17 protein-coding genes and 1 pseudogene are annotated in these 18,347 nt (G+C 59.6%); 9 read left to right on the top strand and 9 right to left on the bottom strand.

Features of this window, described 5'->3' with window-relative positions; all coding sequences use genetic code 11:
* Positions 1-12 precede the first annotated feature (12 nt).
* From flgG to flgB, 6 genes are all read right to left on the bottom strand, one after another.
* Positions 13-795, bottom strand: coding sequence for a flagellar basal-body rod protein FlgG (gene flgG / locus KQP88_RS24870; protein ID WP_216704473.1), 783 nt, complete (start codon positions 793-795; stop codon positions 13-15).
* Positions 796-826: 31 nt separating this feature from the next.
* The gene (locus KQP88_RS24865) at positions 827-1,582 is read right to left on the bottom strand and encodes a flagellar basal body rod protein FlgF (protein ID WP_216704472.1); all 756 of its coding nucleotides are present in this window, start codon (positions 1,580-1,582) and stop codon (positions 827-829) included.
* A 3-nt stretch (positions 1,583-1,585) separates the two neighbouring features.
* Positions 1,586-2,734 carry a flagellar hook protein FlgE gene (flgE, locus tag KQP88_RS24860; protein ID WP_216704471.1) on the bottom strand — a complete coding sequence of 383 codons (1,149 nt, stop codon included), beginning with the start codon at positions 2,732-2,734 and terminating at the stop codon, positions 1,586-1,588.
* A gap of 81 nt (positions 2,735-2,815) precedes the next feature.
* Positions 2,816-3,493, bottom strand: a complete 678-nt coding sequence (locus KQP88_RS24855; RefSeq protein ID WP_216704470.1) for a flagellar hook assembly protein FlgD — start codon at positions 3,491-3,493, stop codon at positions 2,816-2,818.
* A 3-nt stretch (positions 3,494-3,496) separates the two neighbouring features.
* Positions 3,497-3,904 (bottom strand): flagellar basal body rod protein FlgC, encoded by a 408-nt coding sequence (flgC, locus tag KQP88_RS24850; protein WP_216704469.1) that lies wholly within the window; start codon positions 3,902-3,904, stop codon positions 3,497-3,499.
* Between the two features lie 14 nt (positions 3,905-3,918).
* Entirely contained in the window at positions 3,919-4,335 is a 417-nt protein-coding gene (gene flgB / locus KQP88_RS24845; RefSeq protein ID WP_216704468.1) for a flagellar basal body rod protein FlgB, read from the bottom strand.
* 162 nt (positions 4,336-4,497) lie between these two features.
* Here flgB and flgA point away from each other — a divergent pair, with 162 nt between their 5' ends.
* The 9 genes and pseudogenes from flgA to KQP88_RS24805 all read left to right on the top strand — a co-directional run bounded on the left by flgA (position 4,498) and on the right by KQP88_RS24805 (position 13,398).
* The gene (gene flgA / locus KQP88_RS24840; RefSeq protein ID WP_253950528.1) at positions 4,498-5,220 is read left to right on the top strand and encodes a flagellar basal body P-ring formation chaperone FlgA; all 723 of its coding nucleotides are present in this window, start codon (positions 4,498-4,500) and stop codon (positions 5,218-5,220) included.
* An 87-nt stretch (positions 5,221-5,307) separates the two neighbouring features.
* Positions 5,308-5,598 (top strand): flagellar biosynthesis anti-sigma factor FlgM, encoded by a 291-nt coding sequence (gene flgM, locus KQP88_RS24835; RefSeq protein WP_216704467.1) that lies wholly within the window; start codon positions 5,308-5,310, stop codon positions 5,596-5,598.
* 51 nt (positions 5,599-5,649) lie between these two features.
* Positions 5,650-6,078, top strand: a complete 429-nt coding sequence (locus KQP88_RS24830) for a flagella synthesis protein FlgN (protein WP_216704466.1) — start codon at positions 5,650-5,652, stop codon at positions 6,076-6,078.
* Between the two features lie 191 nt (positions 6,079-6,269).
* Positions 6,270-7,289, top strand: a pseudogene (locus KQP88_RS25685) (methyl-accepting chemotaxis protein); the annotation flags it as partial.
* A 39-nt stretch (positions 7,290-7,328) separates the two neighbouring features.
* A complete protein-coding gene (locus tag KQP88_RS25680; RefSeq protein ID WP_407681848.1) occupies positions 7,329-8,192 on the top strand; it encodes a methyl-accepting chemotaxis protein in 864 nt (287 codons plus the stop codon).
* A gap of 365 nt (positions 8,193-8,557) precedes the next feature.
* Positions 8,558-10,312: an ABC transporter permease gene (locus tag KQP88_RS24820; RefSeq protein WP_216704464.1), complete on the top strand. Its 1,755-nt coding sequence runs from the start codon at positions 8,558-8,560 to the stop codon at positions 10,310-10,312.
* A 12-nt stretch (positions 10,313-10,324) separates the two neighbouring features.
* Positions 10,325-11,626 carry an ABC transporter ATP-binding protein gene (locus KQP88_RS24815; RefSeq protein ID WP_216704463.1) on the top strand — a complete coding sequence of 434 codons (1,302 nt, stop codon included), beginning with the start codon at positions 10,325-10,327 and terminating at the stop codon, positions 11,624-11,626.
* Between the two features lie 54 nt (positions 11,627-11,680).
* The gene (locus KQP88_RS24810; protein ID WP_216704462.1) at positions 11,681-12,745 is read left to right on the top strand and encodes a sensor histidine kinase; all 1,065 of its coding nucleotides are present in this window, start codon (positions 11,681-11,683) and stop codon (positions 12,743-12,745) included.
* Complete coding sequence (locus KQP88_RS24805; RefSeq protein ID WP_216704461.1) at positions 12,745-13,398, top strand: response regulator transcription factor; 654 nt, start codon at positions 12,745-12,747, stop codon at positions 13,396-13,398. The genes KQP88_RS24810 and KQP88_RS24805 overlap by 1 nt, the downstream gene beginning before the upstream one ends.
* Here the strand turns inward: KQP88_RS24805 and KQP88_RS24800 are convergent.
* The 3 genes from KQP88_RS24800 to KQP88_RS24790 form a co-directional block, all read right to left on the bottom strand.
* Positions 13,392-14,678, bottom strand: coding sequence for a glycoside hydrolase 5 family protein (locus KQP88_RS24800; protein WP_216704460.1), 1,287 nt, complete (start codon positions 14,676-14,678; stop codon positions 13,392-13,394). The genes KQP88_RS24805 and KQP88_RS24800 overlap by 7 nt on opposite strands.
* Positions 14,679-14,687: 9 nt before the next feature.
* The gene (locus KQP88_RS24795) at positions 14,688-15,995 is read right to left on the bottom strand and encodes a hypothetical protein (RefSeq protein WP_216704459.1); all 1,308 of its coding nucleotides are present in this window, start codon (positions 15,993-15,995) and stop codon (positions 14,688-14,690) included.
* A gap of 401 nt (positions 15,996-16,396) precedes the next feature.
* A complete protein-coding gene (locus tag KQP88_RS24790; protein WP_200994410.1) occupies positions 16,397-18,016 on the bottom strand; it encodes a glucan biosynthesis protein D in 1,620 nt (539 codons plus the stop codon).
* Positions 18,017-18,347 lie beyond the last annotated feature (331 nt).

Genomic DNA, 18,347 nt, shown 5'->3' with positions numbered 1-18,347 from the left:
CGGACATGGCGATCAGAGCTGCGTCAGACGCTGGAGCATCTCGTCCGAGCTCTCGACGGCTTTGCTGTTGATTTCGTAAGCGCGCTGGGTCTGGATCATGCCTACCATTTCCTCCACGACATTGACGTTGGAGGTTTCCACATAGCCTTGGGACAGCGAGCCGCCACCATTGAGGCCGGGCGTGGTTTCGGTGGGCGCACCCGAGGCATCGGTTTCCTGATAGAGGTTCTGCCCCATGCTCTGCAAACCGGCCGGGTTGATGAACAACGCCAGATTCAACTGTCCGACCTGCGTCGAAGTGGAGTTGCCAGCCTGAGTGACCGAGACGATACCGTCGGTGCTGATGGTGACAGCCGTGGCATTGGCCGGAATGGTGATACCCGCTGCCAGCGTGTAACCGTTGGACGTCACCATCTCGCCGTTGGCATTGAGCTGGAAGCTGCCGTCACGGGTGTAGCCAGTGGTGCCATCGGGCATATCCACCGTGAAAAAGCCCAGGCCATTGATGGCCAGGTCCTTGGAGTTGCTGGTTTCTTCCAGGTTGCCCTGAGTGTGCAGCCGCTCGGTAGCAACTTCACGCACCCCCGTACCGACCTGCAAGCCCGAGGGCAGACGGGTGTCGGTACTGCTTTGCGCACCCGGCTGGCGTTCGTTCTGGTAAAGCAGGTCTTCAAAGACGGCACGTGAGCGTTTAAAGCCGTTGGTGCTGACGTTGGCCAGGTTGTTGGCGATAACGTCCATTTGTCCCTGCTGGGCTTCCAGCCCGGTCTTGGCTGTCCACAGTGATCTGATCATCGAGCGGTTCCTTATTCATTCAACCGTGGGGTCAGCCCTGCAGCGACAGCAGGTTGTTGGCGCTCTTGGCGTTTTCGTCGGCGCTGCTGATGGCTTTCATCTGCATCTCGTAACGCCGCGAGTTATCGATCATTGCCACCATGGCGGAGGTCGGGCTGACATTGCTGCCCTCCAGTGAGCCGGGCGCTACACGCATGCTTTCGTCCGCAGGCAAGGGCTGGCTGACGCCATTGGCATTCGGCGCGGTGCGAAACAACCCATCGGTACCGGCCTGAAGCGTGCCGGGCAAAGCCGACACCAGTTTCAGCCGTCCGACAGGACTCAGTCCTCTGGGCCCCATGCCGACTTCACGAACGCTGATCGTGCCGTCGCTGCCAAGGGTGACTTCACTGCCCAACGGAACGACCACCGGGCCACCATCGCCCATGACCGGGCGTCCGCCCACGGTCATGGCTCCAGTGCCATCAACCTGAAGGTCACCGCGTCGTGTGTAGGCTTCGCTGCCATCGGCGGTCTGTACGGCGAGCATGCCGTTCTCGCCGATGGCCACATCCAGGTTACGGTCGGTATGGACGATCGGGCCTTGGGTCCAGTCGACCCCGAACCCTTGGGCCGCGACCGACACACGTGTCGGCAAGCCCTCGCCCGCGACAGGGGACGATTGCATTTCGACCAGTTGCGCCCGAAAGCCCGGTGTCACGATGTTGGCCAGGTTGTTGGCCACGACGGCTTGTTGTTCGAGTGCCTGATTGGCTCCGCTCATGGCCGTGAAGAGCATGCGATCCATGTATTACGACCCGATATTCACGGCTTGCTGGAGCACTTCGCTTTGCGCGGTGACCGACTTGGCGTTGGCCTGGAAGTTGCGCTGGGCAATGATCAGGTTCACCAGTTCGGTGGTCAGATCGACGTTGGAGTCTTCGGTCGTGCCGCTCAGGATCGAACCCAGCGAACCGCTGCCCGCGACGCCCAGCAAGGCTTGGCCGGAGGCAGTCGTGGCCAGCCAGGTGTTGTCGCCGTTGGCCTGCAGGCCGTTTTCATTGCTGAAGGTGGCCAGCTGGATCTGGTCAATGTTTTGCGTCTGATCGTTGGAGTAGGTGGCAATCACCGTGCCGGTTTCATCGATGGTGAAGCTCACCAGGCTGCCGGAGGTGTAGCCATCCTGTGAAATGTCGGACACCGAGGAGTCGTTACCGAACTGGGTCGTACCCGTCAGATCCAGCTCGATGGTCATGTCCGCGGCACCATTGTCCGGGTCATAGGTGTAAGTGCCGGTTTCGCCGCTGGTGATCAGGCCACTGGAGCTGAATTCCACTGTCTGGGTTTCGCTCAGCAGGTTGCCATCGATGGCCGTGTGAACTTCCCAGGTGTTTTCGGCAGTCTTGCTGAAATACAAGGTGCTGGTATGGCTGTTGCCCAACGAATCGTAGAGGGTCGCCGTCGTGGAGTAGGAGTACGTCGAGGAGTCGGTCTGGTCGAAGGTATCGGTGATGATGTCTTCGCTGGAATCCAGGTTCAGCTCGGCATCCAGCTCGGTGGTGGCGCTGGCCTGCATCCCCGAGGTCGGAATCTGGATGACACCGTTGACACCCAGCAACTGGTCGCCTGCGGCGTTCTCCAGATAGCCTTCGGATGTCAGGGTCAATTGCCCGTTACGCGAGTAGACGGTCTGTGTGCCGTCGGTGAAGGTGAAGAAGCCATCACCGTTGATCGCAAGGTCCAGCTCGTTATCGGTCGTGGTCAGGCTGCCGTCCGAGAAGTTCTGGACCACGCCTGAAACGCTCGTCCCCAAGCCGACATCGGCCCCCGAGTAAACATCGGCGAACTGTGTCGTGGAGCTTTTGAAACCCACGGTCTGGGAGTTGGAAATGTTGTTACTGACGACATTGAGGTCTGTCGAAGCTGCCGCCAGACCACTAAGCGCTTGGGAAAAAGCCATGGTGTTTCTCCTTGTATGCGAACGATGACGAGCAGTCCTGGCAACTGCGAAGGGTTTTTGGGGGATTGGATTGCCCGGAAATCAAAGCACCAGGCTGATGTCACTCAACGCGACGTTGTCATTGACGCCGCCCAGATCGAGGGCAACGGCGTTGCTGCTGTCGGTCGTCACGCCGGTCACCAGTGCGTAATTCAGGGCTGTGGCGGTTACGGCTGTGTCATCGGCAGTGGCCGTGATGCTGAAGGTGTAGGCACCGTCGGCTGCGGTAGTGCCGTCATCCTGCAGGCCATCCCAGTACAGGGCCTGGGTGCCTTCGCTCATGTCACCTTCTTCTATGGTGCGAACCACGTTGCCGCTGCTGTCGCTGATGGTGATGGTCACGTCCTCTGCATCGCTGGCCAGAGTGACGCCGAAGGTGGTGGCTTCACCGCTCGAAACCTTGATGCTATTGCCGTCCACCAGCACGCCGTTGCCGACCAGAGCCGAGGCTTGCAGGGTTTCGCTGGCGCTGATCTGGCTGGAAATGGTGTCTGCCGTGGTGCCCAGGTCTTCAATGCTGCTGATGGTGCTGATTTGCGCCAGTTGCGTGACCATCTCGCTGTTGTCCATCGGATCGGTCGGGTCCTGGTTCTGCAACTGGGCAGTCAGTAGCGTCAGGAACTGGTCTTGCAGTTCCTCTGAGGCCGTAGCGCTGCTTTCAGCGGTGCCGCTGCTCGTGTTCATGGTCGAGAGGACCGAGCTGGAAATCGTGGTAGCCATTGTTTACGCCTCGCCTAAAGTCAGGGTTTTGAGCATCAATTCCTTGCTGGTGGACATGACTTCGACGTTGGCCTGATAGGAGCGCGAGGCAGAGATCATGTTGACCATTTCGCTGACCGGCTCGACGTTCGGCATGGTCACGTAGCCTTCCTCGTCGGCCAGCGGGTCGCCGGGCCGATACTCCTGGCGCATGGGCGAGCCGTCTTCCACTACCTGACTTACCCGCACGCCACCGATCTTGCTGCCGCTCTGGTATTGCGACTCGAACACCACCTGGCGCGCCCGATAAGCATCGCCATCGGGGCCATTGGTGGTATCGGCGTTGGCCAGGTTGCTGGCGGTCACGTTCATGCGCTGGGACTGCGCGCTGAGTGCGGAACCGGCGATATCGAAAATGCTGAACATCGACATGGTGTCTACCTGCGTTATTCGGACTGCATGGCGGTCTTGAGCGACTGCAACTTGCTGCTCAGGAATGTCAGGCTGGCCTGGTATTTGACGGAGTTGTCGCTGAACTGCGCGCGCTCGCGATCCATGTCCACCGTGTTGCCGTCCAGGCTTGGCTGGTCCGGCACGCGATACAGCAACGAGCGGGTCGAAAAGCTGCTGCTGGAGGTCGAATGCAGGTGCTGATCAGATGTGGTCGACAGCGACATGCCTTGTCCGCTGGCGCGCTCTTTGTGAAGGGCACTGCTCAGTTCTGCGGAAAAATCGAAATCGCGCGCCCGGAAGCTGGGCGTGTCGGCGTTGGCGATGTTGTTGGCCAGTACCTGCTGACGCTCAGCCCGCAAACTCATTGCGTTCTGCTGAAAGCGCAGCTCGTTATCGAGCTTGTCGATCATGTTTGCGGACCTGTGCATCAAATAATTGAACGGCTCGCAGGTTAGTCCCAAGGCCGTCGATGCAAAGGCCGAAACAGGCCGCTATTTGCCGACCAATTCAGGCCTTGCCTTGTCGCCGAGGAGCCTAGAATTCTTCGCTTGCTACCTCAGAGGATTGGCTCAATGAGAGATTTTCTCCGCTCTCGCGCACAGCTCATGTGCCTGCTTGGCCATGCGGGCGCCAGTGGCTGTGTCTTGATGTGCCTGTTGCAGAGTGCGGCCGTCGAGGCCCAGACCGATGTGCTGCAAGATCGGGTGCGCTATGTGATTGCGCAGCGATTGCCGCCGCGCAGCCAGGTGCTGAGCATCGATATCGGTCAGCCGGCCTTGCGCATTGTTGCGTGTGAAAGTCCGCTGCCGTCGCTGGTTCATCCCGAGCAGAACACGTATGGCCGCGTGGCGGTCGAGGTGCGTTGTGAAGGGGAGGAGAGCATTGCCGGTTATCTGCAGGTCAGCGTGGCGGCTGTCGGTGATTACGTGGTCGCGACCCAGCGGATTGCGTCAGGCGATGTCGTGCAGGCGAACATGCTGGCTACAAAGCGTGGCCCGCTGGAAGGCTTGCCCAAAGGTGCGGTGCTGAAGCCCGAGCAAATCATTGGACGTCAGGCCGGCCGCACCTTCAGTCAGGGCAGCGCCCTGGCGCAGAACAACTTCCGCGAGCGCTGGCTGGTGGAGCGCAACCAGCGGGTGGTGCTCAAGGCACAAGGAGCCGGTTTCAGGATCAGCCTTGAAGGCAAGGCTCTGGATAATGGCAGCCTGGGCAGTAGCGTCAGGGTCTTGAGCAGTGATGGGAAGACCCTGAATGCGCAAGTGACTGGCCAGAACGAGTTGTTGCTGCGCTTTTAAATTTTTTCGACGAAACCCGATCACCGGTCAAAGTTTGCCTTTTCGATTGCCGATAGTGACCTTACAACAGCCAATGAAGCCTCTAACGTGAAAATCATAAGCGCTAACCTGACCAATCCAGTTCCGCCGACTGACAGCAAATTGGCCGGCACCACTTCTCAACGGGCCGAGCTTCAGACACTGGAGGCGACCGATGCCGATCTGGACGCGCTGAGCATCACGTCCATGGCCGATATTGAGAGTGATTCTGACGTAAACATGGAAAAAGTGGCGCAACTGCGCCAGGCCATCGAAAGCGGCACGATGCAGATCAGTTCCGAGTCGATCTATGACGGCCTGGTGTCGAGCGTTCGGGAAATGCTGAGCGACCCGGCCTGAGCGCTCCGCGTTACCGAAACTGAAACCGAAACTTATGAGCTGTGGATACCTATGAGCCTGGCGAGACACCTGGAGCTGCAAACACAGACGGTCATGCACCTCGTCGAGTTGCTGGAGCAGGAGCGGCGCGCTCTGGCCCAGGCCAGGATCGAAGGCGAAAGACTGAGCGAACTGACCGCTGGCAAACAGGCTGCATTGCTCAAACTGGAGCAACTGGAAGCCATTCGTGCCGCCGCCCAGTCAAAACTTGGCTACGGCGTGGGCCGCAAAGGTGCGCTCAAGGCGGCTCAGGATGCCGATTGCGTCGAGGCCTGGAAGCAATTGCAGGCTCTGGCCCAACGGGCAAAAAGTATCAATACAACCAATGGCGGCACCCTCAGCCTGCGCATGAGTTACAACCAGCGCATCGTCAGTTTTCTCAATACGATCATCGGCAGCAAGCTGTATGGTCCCGATGGCCGGGCGCAACGCGATACCTGAGATGCGTTCGGAAAACCTGAAGCGCGCCTTGCCACGCCTGCATTCCAGAAAATTTTTTCACGCCTCTTTCTGACTTTTTTGATCAAGTTTCAGGCCCGGTGGGCCGATATGCCTGTGCGCGAGTCTGCTGCTTAAAAAAATAAAATCCTCAGCTTTTGCATGGCCGCATCGATGAACACCACGGAGAGTTTATGAACAGCAGTTTTGCGAATATCAGCGTCAACATGAAACTGGCCCTGGGATTTGGCCTGGTTCTGATTTTTACCGCGCTACTGGCTCTTGTGGGCTGGAACAGCCTGGACAGATTGATCGACCGCACCGACAGAATCGGCGATATCACTGAACTGGGTAACAAGCTGACGGTGATGCGTGTGGCCCGGTTGCAATACATGCTTGCCGATGGCGATGAGACCGCTGCTCAGAATGTCCAGACTCAGCTGGATGCCTTCAAGAGCGCTCGACAGTCCATCCTGAAAAACTTCACCAATCCGGCGAATGCACAGCTTCTGGAGCGCCTGGGCGATCAGCTCAATAGCTATGAAAAGGTTCTGAACCAGATGCGCACGGCTTATCGCAACAGTGTCACTGTGCGTGCCGAAATGGGCGTCAATGCGACGCGGGCGAATGAGCTTCTTTCCGCGATCAATGAGTCGGTCATGAAGCTGGATTCCTACGATCCTGCGCGTTCCGATCTGCTGCAACTGATTGCCAGTGCCCGTATGGACGTGCAACTGGCGCGTTACGAAGTGCGTGGCTATACCGGCAATCCTTCGGACAAGACCGAGCAGGCGGCATTCCAGCAAATAGACGCCACCATCCAGGGTGTCGACAAGCTCAAGGCTGCGTTCAATGCGACCCAGAGCGACAAGGTTGCCCAACTGGAAACGGCACTGCGTGCCTACAAGGCCTCTGTACAGGGCTTCAAGGATGCGGATAACTCCATCAATGTCACGCGCAAGGAAATGACGGTTCTTGGGGATGCGATCTTCAAGGTGGGCACTGAACTCACTGCCCTGCAGAAAACCCTGGCTGACCAAGACACTTCCCTGGCGCGTAACCTCCAGCTCGTCGGTACGCTGATTGCTCTGCTACTGGGCGTGTTTGCGGCCATCATCATCACTCGCCAGATTACCCGTCCGTTGCAGGAAACCCTGGAAGTCGTGAACCGCATTGCTTCGGGTGATCTGAGCCACACCGTGGTGGTCACTCGTCGCGACGAGCTGGGCGTGTTGCAACAAGGCATCCAGCGCATGGGTGCCACGCTGCGTGAGCTGATTACCGGGATTCGTGATGGCGTCACCCAGATTGCCAGCGCTGCCGAAGAGCTTTCAGCGGTGACCGAGCAGACCAGTGCCGGGGTCAACAACCAGAAAGTCGAGACCGATCAGGTGGCCACTGCCATGCATGAGATGTCTGCCACTGTGCATGAAGTGGCGCGCAATGCCGAGCAGGCCTCGGTTGCGGCTTCCACGGCTGACAAGGAAGCTCGTGAAGGCGACAAGGTGGTGGGCGAAGCCATTCAACAGATCGAAAAGCTGGCCAACGAAGTCTTGCGCTCCAGCGATGCCATGACGGTACTGGAGCAGGAAAGCGACAAGATCGGCAAGGTCATGGACGTGATCAAGGCCGTGGCCGAACAGACCAACCTGCTGGCGCTCAACGCCGCCATCGAAGCGGCTCGTGCCGGTGAAGCCGGGCGTGGTTTTGCGGTGGTGGCCGATGAAGTGCGTGGTCTGGCCCAGCGTACCCAGCAATCGACCGAGGAAATCGAAAGCCTGGTTGCCGGACTGCAGAACGGTACTCGTCAGGTCTCCGATATCATGCTTGGCAGCCGCAGCCTGACCGACAGCAGTGTTGCACTGACCCGCAAGGCAGGTACTTCCCTGGAAAGCATCACGCGCACGGTTTCCAACATCCAGGCCATGAACCAGCAGATCGCCGCCGCAGCCGAACAACAGAGTTCGGTGGCCGACGAAATCAGCCGCAGCATCCTGAACGTTCGCGATGTGTCCGAACAGACGGCCGAAGCCAGCGAAGAAACCGCTGCTTCCAGCGTCGAACTGGCGCGACTGGGTAACCAGTTGCAGATGATGGTGAGCCATTTCCGGGTGTAACCATCAGTTAAGAGGCAAGGTCCCAATCCGTGGGAGGGGCCTTGGCCGCGACAGCCAGCTTGAAGACGCTGAAAATGTGTTGCCTGTCAGCAAGTCGTCGCGGCCAAGGCCCCTCCCACAAGTGACAGGTAAGCCTTAACTGATCGGTATTACCGTGAGCGAAGCCCCCTATACTTTGGTATACGCAACTTATATATAAGTCTGTTAATTGGGTACTTTTGCAGGTTTCACGTCTTTCCCGCACTTCTATAAACTTGCTCATCACTAGAGCACAGTTGTTTAACTTATAACTCTTCTCTCAACGCTCACGGCCAGTTCTTTGAACTTTGCCGCCCTTGCCTGTACGCAATTGTTCGAGGTGAGCCATGAACTCTGTCTTTGAATCCGGTAAAAAACTACCACCTCTCAAGTACGGATCGACGCGCAATCATGTGTCCGGTCTGGCCGACTTCATCTGTGTGCTGCTTCTGGCGGTGATCGCAGTGCTGGTGTTTCACGGCGTCCATCAGATGGCGCAACCCCTGACGGCACTGGACAGTTCACCCATGGTGCTCGATACGGCGCAGTTGCCGGAGTATGCCTTGCGCACAACACTGCGCATGTTTGCGGCGCTGGCGGCTTCGTTGATCTTCACATTTGTCGTGGCCACTCTGGCGGCCAAGAGTCGCAAGGCGGAGATGATCATTATTCCGGCGCTGGACATATTACAGTCCGTTCCGGTTCTGGGTTTCATGGCATTTACCGTGACCTTTTTCATGGGCATGTTTCCCGGTCGGCAATTGGGCGCAGAGTTTGCGGCCATTTTTGCCATCTTTACCAGTCAGGCCTGGAACATGGCGTTCAGTTTCTATCAGTCGCTGCGCACGGTGCCGAGCGATTTGAATGAAGTCAGTCGCCAGTTCGGTTTTTCGCCGCTGCTCAGGTTTTTCCGGCTGGAGTTGCCATTCGCCATGCCGGGCCTGGTGTGGAACATGATGATGTCGATGTCTGGCGGCTGGTTTTTCGTGGTGGCCTGCGAAGCGATTTCGGTGGGCGATACCCAGATCAACCTGCCGGGCATCGGTTCCTGGCTGGCCCTGGCCATCGCCCACAAGGACCCGGCGGCTGTGGCCTGGGCGGTGGGGGCCATGGCGCTGGTGATCCTGTGCTACGACCAGTTGCTGTTTCGGCCGGTGGTGGCCTGGGCCGACAAGTTTCGTTTCGAGCAGACCGCCTCGCAAAAACGTCCGCGCTCATGGATGTACAGCCTGTTGGGGCGTTCGCGCCTGGTGCCTGCTGTCTGTGCAGCGTTTACAGCGCCCTGGCGTGTCTTGATGGCCGTGAACTGGGCGGCGTTGGGGCGTTCGCGCAAGACCGCGTCCACGCCCAAGGTGAACCGCCTGGCTGACAGCCTCTGGCTGGTCCTGGTGCTGTCCGGTTGTGTGGCCGCGAGTGTCTGGCTGATGCACTTCATCAGCCAGACACTGGGGCTGGACGATGTGGCGAACGCTTTTGGCCTCGGGTTGGTGACCATGTTGCGTGTGGTCCTGCTGATCGTCATTGCCAGTCTGATCTGGGTGCCGATCGGTGTATGGATCGGCTTGCGTCCTGTGTGGGCTGAACGGCTGCAACCGGTCGCGCAGTTTCTTGCGGCGTTTCCGGCCAACGTGCTGTTCCCGTTCGCGGTCATCGCCATTGTCGGGCTGAAGCTGAACCCGGATATCTGGCTCTCGCCGCTGATGGTGCTGGGAACCCAGTGGTACATCCTGTTCAACGTGATCGCCGGGGCCAGCGCCTTGCCGACCGATCTGCGGGAAGTGGCCGGGATCTTCAACATGCGCGGCTGGCAATGGTGGCGGCGCGTGGCCCTGCCGGGGATCTTCCCTTACTACATCACCGGCGCGCTCACCGCATCGGGAGGTTCGTGGAACGCCAGCATCGTGGCCGAGGCTGTGTCCTGGGGTGACAAGTCCCTGCAGGCGACCGGGCTGGGTTCGTATATCGCCAGTGCCACTCAGGCGGGTGATTTCGCCCGGGTTGCCTTGGGCATCGTCGTGATGTCGGTGTTTGTAATTGCCTTCAACCGCCTGCTCTGGCGCCCGCTTTACGGGTTTGCCGAGCGCCGTTTGAGCCTGGTCTGAGGAGTGAAAAGCATGATGACTATCGAAAAGCGCTGCCTGGTGGATGTCCGCGAAGTCCGGCATGTCTACGGCAAGGCCAGCAAAGAACGTCTGGTGCTGGACAACGTGACGCTCAAGCTCAATGAAAACGAGATCATCGGTCTGCTGGGGCGCTCGGGTTCGGGCAAGTCCACGCTGCTGCGCTCCATTGCCGGTCTGGTGGTGCCTACCGCTGGCGAAGTGAGTTTCCCCGCCGGGCCCCAAGGGCGGGCACCGACCGTGAGCATGGTGTTCCAGAGCTTTGCGCTGTTCCCGTGGCTGACGGTGCTGGAGAACGTGGAAGTCGGCCTGGAAGCGCAGCGAGTGCCTGCAGAGCTGCGCCGCAAGCGCTCATTGGCGGCCATCGACCTGATTGGCCTGGACGGTTTCGAGAGTGCGTATCCCAAGGAGCTGTCGGGCGGCATGCGCCAGCGTGTGGGCATGGCTCGCGCTTTGGTGATCGACCCTGACGTGCTGCTGATGGACGAACCTTTTTCGGCCCTAGACGTGCTGACCGCCGAAACCCTGCGCACCGATCTGCTGGACATGTGGTCCGAAGGCCGGATGCCCATCAAGTCGATCCTGATGGTGACCCACAACATCGCTGAAGCGGTGCTGATGTGTGATCGCATCCTGCTGTTCTCCTCCAACCCCGGTCGGGTGGTCAGCGAGATCAAGGTCGATCTGCCACAGCCGCGCAACCGTCAGGACCCGCTGTTCAGGGCTCTGGTGGAAGAGATCTACGTGCTCATGACTCAGGACAGTGACGCTGGCGAACTGCGTCAGGGCGTCTTTCCGGGTACTGGCTTGGGCATGGTGCTGCCGCAGGTTTCCATCAACGCGCTGACCGGGTTGATCGAGGCGATTCATGCGCCGCCTTATGGCGCCACGGCGGACTTGCCGGAGCTGGCCAGCGCGTTGCACTACAACGCCGACGAGCTGTTCCCCATTGCCGAAGTCCTGCAATTGCTGCGCTTTGCCGAACTCAAGGGTGGCGATATCCGCCTGCTGCCGTCGGCGCGTCGCTATGCCCTGGCCGATATCGATGAGCGCAAACAACTGTTCGCCCATCATCTGCTGAGTTTCGTACCGCTGGTGGCGCATATCCGTCGCGTGCTGGATGATCGCGCCACCCATACGGCACCGGCGCGGCGCTTCCGGGACCAGCTGGAAGACTTCATGTCCGAAAGCGATGCAATGCAGACCTTGCGTAGCGTTACCCAGTGGGGCCGCTATGCCGAGCTTTTTGCCTATGATGAAGTGCTGGATCAGTTCAGCCTCGACAATCCCTCATAAGCGCTCCACGAAAACTGGCATATTCAGCCTTCATCAACCAGCGAGACCCGGGCAATGCGTGAGTCGAAAACCTTTGGCAAGGCGGCAATGGCCGTTCGACTGGCCGCATTGCTCGCGCTGGCGGTGGCCATTGCGATTGCCGATACGCTGACGGATCTGGAAATTGCGGTCGGGGTTTTCCAGATTGCCGTGGTGCTGCTGGCGGCGCGTTTCATGCCGGCCGGTGGCGTGATCGCCGTCGCGCTGGGTTGCATGGGACTCACCGTCATCAGCTACGAATTGACCACCTCCCGAGCCAGTGAATCAGGGCTGATCAACTGCGGCATCAGCCTTCTGGCCATTGCCATGACCACCTATCTGGCGTTGCGCCTGGCAGCGGCGATCCGCACGGCTCACGAGGCGCGTACCCAGTTGGCGCAGATTGCGCGAGTCAACATGCTGGGCGAACTGACGGCGTCCATCGCCCATGAGGTCAACCAGCCGCTGGCGGCGATTGTCACCAGTGGCAATGCCGGTTTGCGCTGGCTGGCGAACGAGCCAGCGAACCTGCCCAAGGCCCGACAGGCCATCGAGCGCATGATCGGTGACGCCAACCGGGCCAGCGATGTGATCGTGCATGTGCGGGCGCTGGCAAAACCGGCCTCGACCCACAAGGAATGGGTGAGCGTGGCCGATGCCGTCGCCGAAATCGTTTCCCTCGCCCATAGTGAAATGAACCAGCAGGGCGTTACCCTGACGGTGGACATTCCCGATGGCTTGCCGCCGTTGCTGGCTGATCGTGTGCAGATCCAGCAGGTGCTGCTGAACATGATGCTCAATGCGATGGACGCCATGAGCGGCCATGAGCCGGGTCAGGCCCAATTGCAGGTGGTGGTGGACTGGCGCGCAGGCTCGGATGTCCGGTTTTCGGTATCCGATAACGGCATCGGCGTCCCGGCGGAACATCTCGAACGGATTTTCGATGCCTTCTACACGACCAAGGAGCAGGGGATGGGGATTGGCCTGGCGATCAGCCGCTCCATTATTGAAGCCCATGGCGGCCGCATCTGGGTGACGCCCGGCGAGCAGGGCGGCGCGACGTTTCATTTCACCCTGCCTACCGCAAAGATGGAGAGCTGATGAAAACAATCGTTCCGGCCCCGCAGGACGAAGAACCGATCATTTACGTGGTCGACGACGATCAGTCGGTGCGTTCGTCTCTGGAGGACTTGCTGGCCTCGGTCGGGCTGCGCGCCATGCTGTTCGGCTCAACCCGGGAGTTCCTCCACAGCCCGCGACCCGATGCACCCGGTTGCCTGATTCTGGACGTGCGGATGCCGGGCATGAGCGGCCTGGATTTTCAGAGCGAGATGGCGAAGTGGGGTATCGGGCTGCCGGTGATTTTTATCACCGGGCATGGCGATATCCCGATGTCGGTGCGGGCGATGAAGGCGGGGGCTCTGGAGTTTCTGACCAAGCCTTTTCGTGAGCAGGATTTGCTGGACGCCATCCAGCAGGGCTTGGTGCAGGATCGGACAAGGCGTCAGTCCCGTGCGGTGGAAACCGAGTTGCAGCGGCGTCATGCAAGCCTGAATGCGGGGGAGCAGCAGGTGATGGAGCTTGTGGTCTGCGGCCTGCTGAACAAGCAGATTGCGGATCGGCTCAACGTGAGCGAAATAACGGTCAAGGTCCGGCGCGGCTCGGTCATGCGCAAGATGCAGGCCGACTCTCTGGCGGATCTGGTCAAGTTTGCCGAGCGTCTTCAGTCATCAGGCGCGCCGCTGGATCAGTGACTGCTGCTCAGGCTGATGATCTTGGGGAAGTTGGTCAGCCTGACCGAGGTCGAGCAGCGGCCGGCCTGACACTGCCATGACTGCTTGCTGTCGATGCGGCCCTGTTCGGGGTTGATAGTGTCGGTCAGCCTCACCGGTCCGCTCATGGGCCGTTCGCTGATGATCTGCTTATCCGTTGGCTGGCCGATGGCCCAGGCCACCACAACCCGCTCATCGCCCTTGTCGAAGTACAGCAGGTAAGTGCTGTCGCTCAGGGTGCTGGCCTGGGCATCGTAGGTGTAACTGCTGATGATCGGCGCAATGGCCTGCATCATGGCGTAGGCGGGCTTGGGCGACAGGTCTTCATTGAGTACCCCGAAGTTATGCTCCTGGTCGTAGCGGTTCGGCCCGTCATTGAACAGGTCGTACCACCACAGGCCTTTGACATTGGGAATCGTGCGCGCCAGAAAAAAGATCCGCGCCATGTAGACGGCCTGGGTGACCTCGCTCTTGCCGCAGGGGCCTTGATGGCTGGGCCAGCCCATTTCCGTGAGATAGAGCGGCACGGCACGGCCCACGCGGGTGCGGATGTCCTGCTCGTAGCGAGTCATCCAGCGCACCCAGGCTTCCGGTGTGTTGCCGTTGGTGGCAGAGCAATGGGCGTAAGGATGCAGGGACAGGCCGTCCACCAGATCCAGCACGCCGCTTTCGATCAGGCCGTTCGCGAAGCCGCCGTTCATGCCGTCGCGGGTAATTGCACCCGCCAGGATCTTCGCCGGGGGCCCGTTGACGTCGCGGGTGTTCTTGCGAATCACTGGCACGGTGCTGGTGACCAGATCGGCATAGTCCAGGCTGAGTTTGCGGTCCTTCGGCCCGTCCAGATCCCACTCGTTCCACACCTCGTAGAAACTCACCTTGTTGCCCAGTTGCCGGCTGACGTAGTCGACATACTTCAGGAACGCCGCTGTCACCTCGGGCGTGCGGGGTTTGGCGTTGCCATGAAACGAGGTGCTGTAACCCAGAATGGCTGTTCTGTTGAGGTTCAGGTCACTGGCCATGTTCAGGTAGTTGCGCCATTGGGGGATGATGCGCCACTGATTGGGGCTGGGCTCGGCGGTGGACCAGAAGATATCGTCCCTGACCGCATTGAAGCCTGCCTGTTCGGCGAGATTGAGCGGTTGCCTCAACGGGTGATCGAAATTCATCAGATGGGTACCGATCCCCGTCAGAAAGACCGGCTCTTCCTGGGCCGATGCGTGACCGGACAGGCAGCCAAGCAGCAGCCATGCAAGGGTTCTCATGTCGTGGCCTCATTGCGGAGCGGGCAGGGCGTTGATCTGCATGTGCGCCGGGCCGTTCGCCTGCATATCCTCTTCACGGCGGGCGAACAGCACATGGCCCACGGCCAGGCCGATGAACAGGTTGGCTACCGTCACCTCGAAGATATCCGTGGTCCAGCTGATCAGGCAGCAACAGAAACCGATCGCCAGCAACATGCGGCTCAACGGGCTTTGCTCGTTGATCAGGGCGAAGAACAGGGGAATCTGCAGCGCATACAGCAACAGCCCGCTCACCCCCAGCATTACCCACAGGTAGAGGACGCTGCTGTCGATGGTCATGAAGATGTCGGCGCCCGGAACCGGAAACATCGTCAGCGTACTGCCGACCATTCCGAACCCCGCTCCGGTCATGCCCCAGCCAGCCAGGGTCATGGCGTCGACGATATTAGGCCAAGTGTTGTTCAGCCGGTCATACAGCGACGCCAGCGAGCTGCCGCCGCTGCTGACTGTCCGGGCATCGAAGTCATGCAAAAGCCCAAGCGTCGGCAGCAGCAAACCGGCCATGACTGCCAGGATGCAGGCCAGCCTGGAGGGCCAGTTCATCCGCTGGATCAGCAGCAGGCCGAGGGTCAGCACGAAGGCGACGGCGGGCGCCTTGCTGGTGGTCAGCACGATTCCGTAGAGTGCCACTGCGCTCAGCAGCAGGATGAGCGGCCGCGAGCGGATGAACATCAGCAGGTACAGGCTGTAGAGGGCGATGAGGATCGACAGCAGGCTCGACATCCGGGCGAAACCGGCAATCCGGTCTTCATCGTCCGCACTCCATGACATGTTGGCGCTGAGCTGCGTTTCCCCCACGCTGTAGGTGTAGCCTTTCCAGGGCACGAAGGTGTATTTGTCCAGCGCCAGGCCCGCCAGTGACGCCAGCAGGCAAAAGCCGATGGCCCAGGCGAGCAGTTTTCTGCGCCGGAACAGGTATTCACTGCACACCAGCCCGAAAAACAGCGGGCTCAAGGCGAACAGGCTGAAGGCAATATTGAACAGGCTGGCGCCATGCAGCATCGCCAGCATCGCGAAAAATACCCACAGCAGCATGCACGTCCAGAACAGCCTTCCGGCCCTGAACGTGCGCAACTCCAGGGCAAACAACAGGACGCACGCCATCTTGGGCACATAGAGCAGCGGGCTGATGCCTGCCTTGTCGAAGTAGAAGCGCAGCACGCCGGAAAAGGTTTCGACCAGAATCAGGCCGATGACCACCCACACGACGACGGTCGATTTATCGAATGACAGGATCGACGGCCTCTCGGCCGTCTTGTCCGCAGGGTTCAACTCCATGATGTCGGCCTTCTGAAGAGCGTCAGGAATTTCGGATGGGCAAAGCTACCGCTCTCGACCGCGACAGGCGGGTCGATAAGGGAAGAACTGAAGGAGGGAAGAGCAGGTCTGGAGCGAATGCTCGCAACGGCGTGACAAGGGATATATCAGACGCAGTTCGCCGAGCTGTCAACTTTGGAGGCGATGACGCATGAAAAACATCTGTTGTAGGACTAATGCCGATCAGTTGAGGCCATAGATTACTTTGTGGGAGGCAGCTTGCTGGCGACTTTCGCGTACAACCGCAGAATATCTGTCGGTTTCAGGCCTTTTTCGCCAGCAAGCTGCCTCCCACAAGTTTTGTGTTTGCCTTAAGTGATCAGCATCATGTTGCAGGACCGGATTTATCCGGTCCTTCAGGCTTACGGGTACTTGCGTCTGTCCGGAGCAGGCGGGAAGTACTGGTACAGCCAGGTTTCACTCAGGGTGCGATCCCCGGTGCGGATGAACATGCGCATTTCCACCGGCTCTACCGAGTCGCTGTCAGGCAGCCAGTCGAAGGTGATGCGGTAGCCCTTGATGTCAGGCAACACGAGGATGTTGAAGTCCTGAGTCTTGCCGTGGGAAACCGTGAGCACCGGCTCGATACCTGTGCCTTCTGGCAAGCGGTCCAGACCGCCGCCGTGGAAGTCCACAGCAAAACGGCGTGCCCAGTATTTCGGGTAGTGCTCGCCGGGTGCCCAGCCTTCGGTGAAGCCGCCCATGCCCGAACGGGTCGCGTTGACCTGAGCCAGCGGAGTGCTGACCGGTGGCAGCGGGCTCCAGAACAGCTTGTAGCCGTAGTTGAGTGACTCGCCCGCCTTGACCTTGGCCTTGGGGGTCCAGAACACCACGATGTTATCCATCGTTTCGCCGGTGGTCGGGATCTCCAGCAGGCTGATCTCGCCTTCACCCCATGCCGTGGTCGGTTCGACCCACAGGCTCGGGCGACGGTGATACCAGACCACGGTGTCCTGATAGCTGGCAAAGTTGTGGTCGTACTGGACCAGGCCGAAGCCCTTCGGATCTTTGTCGGAGAAGGCGTTGAACTGCAGTTTGGCCGGGTTGTTCAGCGGGCGGCAGATCCACTCGCCGTTACCGCGCCACATGGCCAGCCGGTCGGAGTCGTGCAGTTGCGGGTGAATCGAGTCGCACATGCGGCGCTCGTGGGTGCCGCAACTGAACATGCTGGTCATCGGCGTGATGCCCAGTTGTTCGATGTCGGCCCGGGCATTGATGTGTGCGTCGACTTCCATCACCACCTGACCGGACTGGCAATCGATGTCGAAGCGATACGCACCGGTGGCGCTCGGCGAGTCCAGCAGGGCGTAGACCACGAAGCGGGTGGCGTTCTTGTCCGGCGTCTCGAACCAGAACTTGGTGAAGTCTGGAAACTCTTCCTGACGCTTGGCGTAGGTGTCGATGGCCAGACCGCGTGCCGACAGGCCGTACTGATTGTTGCCGTCCACGGCGCGGAAGTAGCTGGCACCCAGGAACGACACGATATCGTTGACGGCGATTTGCGGGGCCTTGAACAGCTTGAACCCGGCAAAGCCCAGGTCGCCCTTGACCAGATTCTTGTCGATGCCGCTGTTCTCGTAGTTGAACAGCTCGTGACGGAAATGCACTTCCCGCGCCTGTTTGGTCTTGGCGTCGAGGCTGTACATGCGCACGGGAGTCTTGAAGCCCATGCCGACGTGGAAGAACTGCACGTCCAGCTGGCCTTTGACGTCGTTCCACAAGGAGTGCGCGGCGTCGTAGCGGATGGCGTTGAACTGCAACGGCGTCATGTCCGCCAATACCGGCGGCAGCACCTGCTTGGTGCTGACATAGGCCTTGCCGGCCAGTTGTTTGGCGTGAGCCTGCAATGTCGGGAAATCGAAATGCTCGATCTCGCCGTCCGCAGCGGCGGCAAGTGCTCGCGCAGCAAAAAGCCCCGAGGCCGGCAAGCTGCTGTAGGCGGCCAACGCCATGGAAGCTTTAAGGAGATTCCTGCGATTCATAAAAGTGAAGCCTCTGAGTAATTCTGTGCGTCCTGCACAAGAAAATGGCGCGCCAACGACTCCTTGCCGAACGCAAACTACCCACAACAGATAACAAAGACGAGATGCTGTTCCAAAATAGGTGCAAAAAAATGCCGCTCATCGTCAATGAACAGGGGCTGAGAGGGGCGAGTGGCGAGGGATTTCAGGGCTGATCCGGCCAGCCTGTGATGGCTGGTGACCGCTTGGCACAAGGCTTTCAGAGGAGTCTGTGGCGGATGAGTGGCCGTGAAACCGGGTTTTCAGGCTCTTGGAAAGCCATTAGTCATGCAATATTCAGCAATCATTTTGC

Origin of the sequence: Pseudomonas lijiangensis, from assembly GCF_018968705.1 — a bacterium.
Classification (GTDB): Bacteria; Pseudomonadota; Gammaproteobacteria; order Pseudomonadales; family Pseudomonadaceae; genus Aquipseudomonas; species Aquipseudomonas lijiangensis.
This window is presented reverse-complemented; position numbering and strand designations above follow the sequence as displayed.

Bases quoted from the DNA above. Each gene is read 5' to 3' on its own strand.
- flgG (WP_216704473.1), bottom strand. From the start codon at position 795: ATGATCAGATCACTGTGGACAGCCAAGACCGGGCTGGAAGCCCAGCAG.
- KQP88_RS24865 (WP_216704472.1), bottom strand. From the start codon at position 1,582: ATGGATCGCATGCTCTTCACGGCCATGAGCGGAGCCAATCAGGCACTC.
- flgE (WP_216704471.1), bottom strand. From the start codon at position 2,734: ATGGCTTTTTCCCAAGCGCTTAGTGGTCTGGCGGCAGCTTCGACAGAC.
- KQP88_RS24855 (WP_216704470.1), bottom strand. From the start codon at position 3,493: ATGGCTACCACGATTTCCAGCTCGGTCCTCTCGACCATGAACACGAGC.
- flgC (WP_216704469.1), bottom strand. From the start codon at position 3,904: ATGTCGATGTTCAGCATTTTCGATATCGCCGGTTCCGCACTCAGCGCG.
- flgB (WP_216704468.1), bottom strand. From the start codon at position 4,335: ATGATCGACAAGCTCGATAACGAGCTGCGCTTTCAGCAGAACGCAATG.
- flgA (WP_253950528.1), top strand. From the start codon at position 4,498: ATGAGAGATTTTCTCCGCTCTCGCGCACAGCTCATGTGCCTGCTTGGC.
- KQP88_RS24830 (WP_216704466.1), top strand. From the start codon at position 5,650: ATGAGCCTGGCGAGACACCTGGAGCTGCAAACACAGACGGTCATGCAC.
- KQP88_RS25680 (WP_407681848.1), top strand. From the start codon at position 7,329: ATGGGTGCCACGCTGCGTGAGCTGATTACCGGGATTCGTGATGGCGTC.
- KQP88_RS24820 (WP_216704464.1), top strand. From the start codon at position 8,558: ATGAACTCTGTCTTTGAATCCGGTAAAAAACTACCACCTCTCAAGTAC.
- KQP88_RS24815 (WP_216704463.1), top strand. From the start codon at position 10,325: ATGATGACTATCGAAAAGCGCTGCCTGGTGGATGTCCGCGAAGTCCGG.
- KQP88_RS24810 (WP_216704462.1), top strand. From the start codon at position 11,681: ATGCGTGAGTCGAAAACCTTTGGCAAGGCGGCAATGGCCGTTCGACTG.
- KQP88_RS24805 (WP_216704461.1), top strand. From the start codon at position 12,745: ATGAAAACAATCGTTCCGGCCCCGCAGGACGAAGAACCGATCATTTAC.
- KQP88_RS24800 (WP_216704460.1), bottom strand. From the start codon at position 14,678: ATGAGAACCCTTGCATGGCTGCTGCTTGGCTGCCTGTCCGGTCACGCA.
- KQP88_RS24795 (WP_216704459.1), bottom strand. From the start codon at position 15,995: ATGGAGTTGAACCCTGCGGACAAGACGGCCGAGAGGCCGTCGATCCTG.
- KQP88_RS24790 (WP_200994410.1), bottom strand. From the start codon at position 18,016: ATGAATCGCAGGAATCTCCTTAAAGCTTCCATGGCGTTGGCCGCCTAC.